Raw genomic sequence first — 6,953 nt, 5'->3', positions numbered from 1 at the left:
GCGGGAGTGCCCCCGCAACACTCCCAATATAGGAGTTGCCGCCAATGGCTGCAGTGGGAATTTAAAAGGGGAAAGAAAATCAAATTTGAGCTTAAATAATGCTTGGGTTTTAATTTATTTTTAGGTTATTTTTACTATTTTACTATTTTATATTTTTATATATTTTAATTATTCTATATTTTATTATTTAGTATTTTATTATTTATTAAGCTAAAAAGCGGTATAATCCTTTTATAAATTAAGAAGAAAGGGATTAAAAAGATGAAACTGGCGAATGCGGTTAAACTACTTAGTCAATATGGCGAGGTTAACCAAGATGAAAGCGGAGCAAGGATCAAGATAGACGGCTGGACTTACGGTGCTAGTACAAATTGGAACGAGCAAGAGGTTCTATTTTTATATTGTGAATGCGGCGCAAACACGTGGGATAGGCAATTTTATACATATGACACATTAAAAAGCTTCAAAGAAAGCATAAATAGGCATTTTAAGGCGACGGTATAGCAAGGGGAGGCTGCAATAATGAACAAGAACTATAATAAATTTGAAAGAGCACACGATATAATGGTGGAGTTAAGTAGGGCTCCACTCCCACTTGAGCCGGCGGAGCTTGGTAATATTAGCGACAGAGAACTTGGATTTTTAAGGAGCAGCATAGAGATGATGGCGGATTATCTAGATTCGCTAGGCTTTGATTTTAGAGGCCACAAAGAGGAAGTTCTGATGCCGATTTACGAAGAGCTCGAGAGGCGGCAAAAGTAAATAGCAGAATATGGTATAATTTGTAAAAGTAAGGATGGAAAAAATGAAGAGAATTAAGCTATTGACGGCGGCCGTTATAGCCGGGCTTATGTTGGTGGGATGCGGCGAGGATGATGGGCTTGTGAAACTGGAGAATGCAAATCCGGCGATAGACCAGGCGCATTTTGATGTTTTGATAGCAAAAATTCAAAGCGAGATACCGAATAAAGATTTTAAAATTTATAGCATAGAGAGTGCTTTTAATGAGCCGTATAAATCAAAAATTACGGATCGAACCATGAGCGTACTTTTAACGGAAAAAGCAGAAAATAGACTAACAAGAGATGACGATAAGGTCTTAACCACGAGCGTATTAGTGGCCAACGATAAGGATAAAGCTCAATTCTTTATTTTTAGAATAATGTGCGAAAATAAAGAATGCGTTAGCCCAATGACGCTACAATGGAAATAGATTATAAAAGGAGCGAGCTATGGCATCGGCAACAATTAACATATCGCCCATTTTAACCAAAGAATCCATACTTGCGTATCTATCCGAGCTCAAACCGCACCTTGAAAAAGACGGTATCCAAAAGATAGGGCTTTTCGGAAGTTATGCCAAAGGCTATGCAAACAAAGACTCGGATATCGATATAGTCGTATTAGCCGATAAAAAAGACTTTTTGGATAGGTTGCATACCTTTAAAGCGCTTGCGTATTTGAATGATTTAAGAGAGCGAATCGCAAGTAAATTTCATAAACCTGTTGATATTTGCGATTTTTACTCCGAGCAAAAAATGCAAGACAACAAAATAGTAAAAGGAGCAATTTATGTCTGATAAAAAAATTTTATATCGCCTAGAGCTAGCGGTAGAAAAAATAGATCAGGTATTTGAAGTTTGTAAGCCAAAAGGCATTACGGCGGCACTAGAAGACGAGCTACTTGCAAAGCCGGCGATAATGAAACATATCGACGTCGTATACCAGCAATTCAAGAAACTTGAAGAGGCGCAGGAATACCACGTCTTAGATAAATTTAAAAAGGAAGACCTAAAAGGGATAAGAGATATTAGAAACTACTCTTCCCACGATTACGACAATATACAAAACGAGATCATAGAAGACGTGATCCGCGCGGATCTTCCCAATCTCAAAGAAAATCTGCAAAAAGTTATAAAAGAAACGAAGCAAGAGTTGTGTGAAGATTTGCAAAAAAAGATTGATCGTTTCGCTAAGAAGCAGGATATTTTAACCCCGCAAGCAAAAAGCGATCTTAGAGCGGATATCCAAAAAGGCTACGATGACTTACGAAAAAACGGACTCGATCTTGATAGGACATATGCAGACAAGCTAAAAGGTATCATCAAAAGCAACTCAAACGAGAACGTAAAATAATCTTACGTTCTCGGCCGTAAAATTTACTCTAAATTTTAAGCTTTTTTGTATTTCTTTTTATAAAAATTTAAATTATTTAATATTTTTAATTTTGCTATATTTTAATAAAACATAACTTTATTTTTAAATATTTTATTATTTTTTAAATATAATTTACTCCCTACCGCCAAGCTCATTTTTAAATTTATTTTGATCCGCCGGGCGAGAACCCTGAGTTTTAGTCTTGCCGGATCGCTCGGACAAGGCGTCTTTATAAAGCCTAGGTTCGTTTTTGATTTTTACGAGGCGGTCATCGGCCTTAACGCCGAGCACCGATACGCCTTTAAAATACTCCTTAAACAAAAAGCCGTCTTTGTTGATTTTATCGCTATTTAAAAGCTTTTTTCCGACGTATTCAAAGCGTTTTTGACAGATCTGCTCGATAAATTCTTTATTGCTTTTCAGCCTTTTTTCAAAGGCGCTAGCTTCTTCTCCCACGACGCCCGAGTGCTGCAAAACGTAAAGATTTTTATCCAAAATTTCAAGTTTCGCATTTAGTTTAAAAAGGCTTTCGTTGCGCCCGAGCATACGCGTAACAAGCAAGCTATCCTCAAAGTACTTCCTAGCCGCATCGTCCTCGCGGTCGCGATGAATAGCGATAGCGCGGCGTACTTTTTTATAGTTTTCAGCATCGGACTTGCTAGCACCCTTATTTTTCGGGTAAATTTTATTGTAGTTGTAGCTAAAATTTTCAAGCAAGCTTAATCCGGAAGATCGGTCTTTATAGTGAACTAACCGCATCTCGTTAAGCTGCGTAGCCTGATGGGAAATTTTATTTATCTTATTGATTTCGGCAAGCACCGCCTTGCTCTTTTCTTTGATGACGCGGTTGCTTTCTTTTAGCTCTTTTGCCAGCTTATACGCCCGTTTATTTCGCTTTTTGGTATAGAGCAAAAAGAGTTGCAAGAGTTCCTCGTTATTCTTTTTTAGCAGGGCAAGCTCGTCATTTAAAACCTGAATGCGCCCTGCCGTAGCATCGTAGCTTTGCTTGTTTTTATCCTGCATTTTGCAGTAGTAGTCGTTTATTTTATCCTTCGCGGTATAGTCATCGCTCTCAAGCTTTACGGCAGATTTTACCCTGTTAAATTCGCGTTTTAAATCCTTTTGCAAGAAATTTTTATTCTCGTATTTTAGCCCGCGAGCCCTGAGTGAATAGGCAAAATTTGTGCGCACGTCGTCAAAAAACTCTCTAATTTCGCTTCTACTGTCAAAGTGAATTTTTTTCTTAGTAAAGCTGTTTCGCTTATTTAAAACTACGTGCACGTGCGGATTGTTTTGATGAGTATGTAGCACAAAAGCATATTTATGTCCGCTAAAATTTAAACCCAGCACGTTATGCACGCTTTCTTTTAAAGCCCGCAATTTTCTCTGATCGTCGCAAGGCTCGTTAATGGAAAAAATCAAATGCCACGCGTCCTTCGAGTTTGGATTGTCGCCAAAATCCTTGCCCCATTCTTTTAAAATTTCATCGCTGCCTACTCTCTCCCCTTTTTCATTGATAGCCGCGCCGTCAAGAGAGTTTTTAAGGGCATAGTCAATACAGCGCTTGATGGAGGTTTTAGGCAAATTTGAAATCATCTTTACGACGGATTGCTTGGCGAAGTCGTTTTTAGGGAAAGGAATATGCGAGCGGGAAAATCCTACGCCGCCTCCAAAGGAAACGTATTTATGCTCCGATTTTGCGGTGCGAGTATAGCCCGCCCTTATGGCTTCTAACTCTTCAAAAAACGCATCCCAATTACGCCTCGCCAAATTCTCTCCCTTTTAAATTTTAAAAAAGTTTTCATAGCTTTTAAACATATTTGCAAAAGATGTTAGCGTAAGTAGCTTTAAAAAAGATAATGCAAGAAAACAGGCAGGATAACCCCTTTTGTATGTCATTTTTTTAAGTTTAGTTCATTTTTACGGCGATGAAGCGCCTAAAAATGGGGAAACTAAACTTAAAAAAGCTCTGATTTTCGGTAATTTTACAACTACCGAAAATAAAATAAAACGTAGAGCGTTTTATTTTTGAAAAAACGAGTAGGCTTTAAAAGGGAGCGCGATGAAAAATTACAAAGATACTTAAAAAATCAAAATCATATTTGCAATGCACTAATACAGAATAATAAAATTTTACTTGGATAAGCTTATGGATAAAATATAAGAAAAATTTAAAAATATTCAGCAAAAATATTCAGAGATAAGCAAAACAGAACGAAAAAGAAAATTTTTAAAAGAATTTGTAAAATTTTTGAAAAGGACATTTTGTCAAGCGCAAATTTTCTAAAAAGCTTATAGCAATACCTACGCAGTCAATAAATCAAAGATTTCAAAAAGTAAATCAAAACTTTAAGTAATTTTAGACCATTAATTTCTATCGCCTTGAAATCGGTATTTTAAAAAATATTTTACAAAATGTCCGTTTTCAAAAAATAGTATAGTGCTGGAAATCAAAAATATTCTAATCAAAAAAGGAGCAAACAATGAGAGAAGTCTCGAAAAAGGCGAAAGGTATTTTTTACTTTTTAATGTTCTTGCCGTTTTACTTATTCGGAGCTGGCGGCCAAAACGTTTTAAAAACTTTGGAAACAAAGGCAAACGAACAGATTACGGAAGCCGGCAGTAGTGCTGCGAGCGTTATCAATACGGTAATCACCGTATTCGGTATTATTTGGGTCGTAGTATTCTTAACAATAATGTTCGTAAATATCGAGGCTTTAAAAAATAATATAAAATTGCTACTTGGTATCGCGATTATTCTTGGTATTGCATACGGCTTATCTGCCGCAGCAATGTAAAAGGTAAAAGCGAATGATAGTGACCGACTGCTATATGGACTTAACCAAAAGAACGAAAATCATAGGTCTAACAACCACGAGTCTATTCACGATTATAATCGCTGGATTTATCTCGTGGTTTATCTTGATTTTATATTCGTTAGCAGTCGTTGCTATTTTATACTGCTTCTTCTTTATTTTAGAATTTTTTGATGAAGACATATACGACATCATCGGTTCTAAAATGAAAATATCGCAAAACAAATTTTATGCATAGGTTAGAAAATGGCTCGCGGAATAATAGGCGTAATCAAAGAGTGGAATCAAAACAAAAAGAAAGAAAAACTAAAAAGAGAGCTTGGCATTGACGTAAGCCAAGAAAAACCAAGTATTAAAAATAAAACGGAAAACGACGTTTTATCAAAAATCAATAAGATCAATAAAAAAGCGGATGAAATTTTAATGATAGCAGAACCGCAAATTTATACACTGGCAAAAGAAAACAACATCGCCTGCAAATACGGCGAGAATATAATAATCACCAAAGACGGCAACGCAAGTATAGCAGTAGAGCTAAAAGGGGTAAGCTACGCCGGAATCAGCTTAGACGACGAGACGGACTACCTTTTAAACCGCGTTATGTTTTTTACGACTTTGAAAGATGACGTAGAAATAAATTTAATCATCAAAAAAACAAAGCAAGACGACAAAGAATATACAGACAAAAATATAAATCCGTATGCGAACGAGATCATAAAAAAATGGGAAACCGATCAAGATATATACGCTATAAGATACTTTTTAATAATTTCTACGATGACGAAAAATATCACCGGACTGCTAGAAAGCTTTAAAACCAAGATGACTAGTGAGAAAGATGAGGAAAGTGAGGAAAGTGAGAGATTGAAGCAAAAAATCGAGCTTTTAAGCGATACGTTCTCAAACATCAAAAACTACTTTTCGATTTATCAGCCAAGACAGCTAAGCGGCGATGAGATCATAAATTTTTATGCCACGTATTCAAACGCGAAAGAGACGAACCTTGCATATACGAATGAGCTGATCACAGATAGTTACATAAGCTCATACGTCGAATTTAAAAAAGACTACATAGAGTTTTACCGCAACGACGGTACGACCAAATACGCTAGATTTATCAGCGTAAAAGCCTACGAAACTGAGCAAATCAAGTCGATCATCACCTCAAATTTAATCAAAAGCAATAACGAATTTATGGCTATGATTTATCTAAAAGCCTACGAAAAGCGCAAGGCGATCAAGAAGATAAAGGACACCAAAGCGTTTGCGGTAGAGCTAGTCCGCCAAGAGCTAGATCAGTTAATGGAGCTAATCCAAGCCGACAGAGAAAATTTAGTAGAAACGAGCTTTTCGGTATATTGCCTAGCCGATAGCCTCAAAGAGCTGGAAAACCGCTCGAACGAGCTAAAAAATATCCTAGAAAATCAAGGATTAAATGTTGTCCGAGAAACGCTAAATCAAAAAGCTCTTTATTTTAGTTTCTTTCCTAGTCGCGGAAATTTAAACGCTAGAAAGAAAACGCTAAATATCAGCAACTTAGCCACGATCGCAAATTTTGAAAACGAAGTAACCGGATTTAACCAAAACGACTGGGGCGGCGAAGCGATAACGACATTTAAGCACCTAAACGGCACGCCGTATTTATTCAATTTTCACTGGCAGCCAGACGGCGATCGCCCAGCCGGGCATACGATGATAGTGGGCGGAACGGGAAGCGGAAAGACGACGCTGGCGCAATTTTTAATGACGAATTTATTTAAATACCCCATAGATATATTTGCGATGGATAAGCTACGCGGTATGTATAACTTCACGAATTACGTAGACGGTGAGTACCATGATAGCGAGAGTGACGGCTTTAAATTAAATCCCTTCAGCTTGGCCGACACGAACGAAAATAGAGACTTTTTAAAATCATGGCTTCGTTTTATGGCCGAAGTCAAAAATGACGAGCATGAGGCCATAAACGATATCAACAAC

Annotated in this window: 9 protein-coding genes; 8 read left to right on the top strand and 1 reads right to left on the bottom strand. The window is 37.1% G+C overall.

The features are described from left to right. Positions 1–261 precede the first annotated feature (261 nt). From Q0257_RS02800 to Q0257_RS02780, 5 genes are read left to right on the top strand one after another with little or no spacing between them, the layout of a single operon-like run. On the top strand, positions 262–504 hold the full coding sequence (locus tag Q0257_RS02800; RefSeq protein WP_298021281.1) for a hypothetical protein: 243 nt from the start codon (positions 262–264) through the stop codon (positions 502–504). An 18-nt stretch (positions 505–522) separates the two neighbouring features. Further along, positions 523–762: a hypothetical protein gene (locus Q0257_RS02795; RefSeq protein WP_004319179.1), complete on the top strand. Its 240-nt coding sequence runs from the start codon at positions 523–525 to the stop codon at positions 760–762. A gap of 43 nt (positions 763–805) precedes the next feature. Beyond that, the gene (locus tag Q0257_RS02790; RefSeq protein WP_298021278.1) at positions 806–1,213 is read left to right on the top strand and encodes a hypothetical protein; all 408 of its coding nucleotides are present in this window, start codon (positions 806–808) and stop codon (positions 1,211–1,213) included. A gap of 19 nt (positions 1,214–1,232) precedes the next feature. Continuing rightward, positions 1,233–1,580 carry a nucleotidyltransferase domain-containing protein gene (locus Q0257_RS02785; protein WP_298021276.1) on the top strand — a complete coding sequence of 116 codons (348 nt, stop codon included), beginning with the start codon at positions 1,233–1,235 and terminating at the stop codon, positions 1,578–1,580. After that, complete coding sequence (locus Q0257_RS02780) at positions 1,573–2,136, top strand: HepT-like ribonuclease domain-containing protein (protein ID WP_298021271.1); 564 nt, start codon at positions 1,573–1,575, stop codon at positions 2,134–2,136. The genes Q0257_RS02785 and Q0257_RS02780 overlap by 8 nt, the downstream gene beginning before the upstream one ends. A 153-nt stretch (positions 2,137–2,289) precedes the next feature. On the opposite strand, the gene Q0257_RS02775 is transcribed toward Q0257_RS02780, so the two are convergent. Next, a complete protein-coding gene (locus tag Q0257_RS02775; RefSeq protein WP_298021268.1) occupies positions 2,290–3,927 on the bottom strand; it encodes a relaxase/mobilization nuclease domain-containing protein in 1,638 nt (545 codons plus the stop codon). Positions 3,928–4,640: 713 nt separating this feature from the next. Here Q0257_RS02775 and Q0257_RS02770 point away from each other — a divergent pair. The 3 genes from Q0257_RS02770 to Q0257_RS02760 all read left to right on the top strand — a co-directional run. Continuing rightward, positions 4,641–4,955 carry a hypothetical protein gene (locus tag Q0257_RS02770; RefSeq protein ID WP_297960165.1) on the top strand — a complete coding sequence of 105 codons (315 nt, stop codon included), beginning with the start codon at positions 4,641–4,643 and terminating at the stop codon, positions 4,953–4,955. A 13-nt stretch (positions 4,956–4,968) separates the two neighbouring features. After that, a complete protein-coding gene (locus Q0257_RS02765) occupies positions 4,969–5,211 on the top strand; it encodes a hypothetical protein (protein ID WP_002952523.1) in 243 nt (80 codons plus the stop codon). A gap of 8 nt (positions 5,212–5,219) precedes the next feature. After that, positions 5,220–6,953, top strand: a 1,734-nt coding sequence (locus Q0257_RS02760; protein ID WP_298021265.1) for an AAA family ATPase, incomplete at its 3' end; no start/stop codon positions are given.

The organism is uncultured Campylobacter sp., assembly GCF_938018035.1.
Taxonomy (GTDB): Bacteria; Campylobacterota; Campylobacteria; order Campylobacterales; family Campylobacteraceae; genus Campylobacter_B.
The sequence above is the reverse complement of the archived record's forward strand: the minus strand, read 5'-3'. Positions and strand labels throughout refer to the sequence as shown.

What these genes read in the sequence shown, in the direction of transcription:
- Q0257_RS02800 (WP_298021281.1), top strand. Translation starts at nt 262, where the DNA reads ATGAAACTGGCGAATGCGGTTAAACTACTTAGTCAATATGGCGAGGTT.
- Q0257_RS02795 (WP_004319179.1), top strand. Translation starts at nt 523, where the DNA reads ATGAACAAGAACTATAATAAATTTGAAAGAGCACACGATATAATGGTG.
- Q0257_RS02790 (WP_298021278.1), top strand. Translation starts at nt 806, where the DNA reads ATGAAGAGAATTAAGCTATTGACGGCGGCCGTTATAGCCGGGCTTATG.
- Q0257_RS02785 (WP_298021276.1), top strand. Translation starts at nt 1,233, where the DNA reads ATGGCATCGGCAACAATTAACATATCGCCCATTTTAACCAAAGAATCC.
- Q0257_RS02780 (WP_298021271.1), top strand. Translation starts at nt 1,573, where the DNA reads ATGTCTGATAAAAAAATTTTATATCGCCTAGAGCTAGCGGTAGAAAAA.
- Q0257_RS02770 (WP_297960165.1), top strand. Translation starts at nt 4,641, where the DNA reads ATGAGAGAAGTCTCGAAAAAGGCGAAAGGTATTTTTTACTTTTTAATG.
- Q0257_RS02765 (WP_002952523.1), top strand. Translation starts at nt 4,969, where the DNA reads ATGATAGTGACCGACTGCTATATGGACTTAACCAAAAGAACGAAAATC.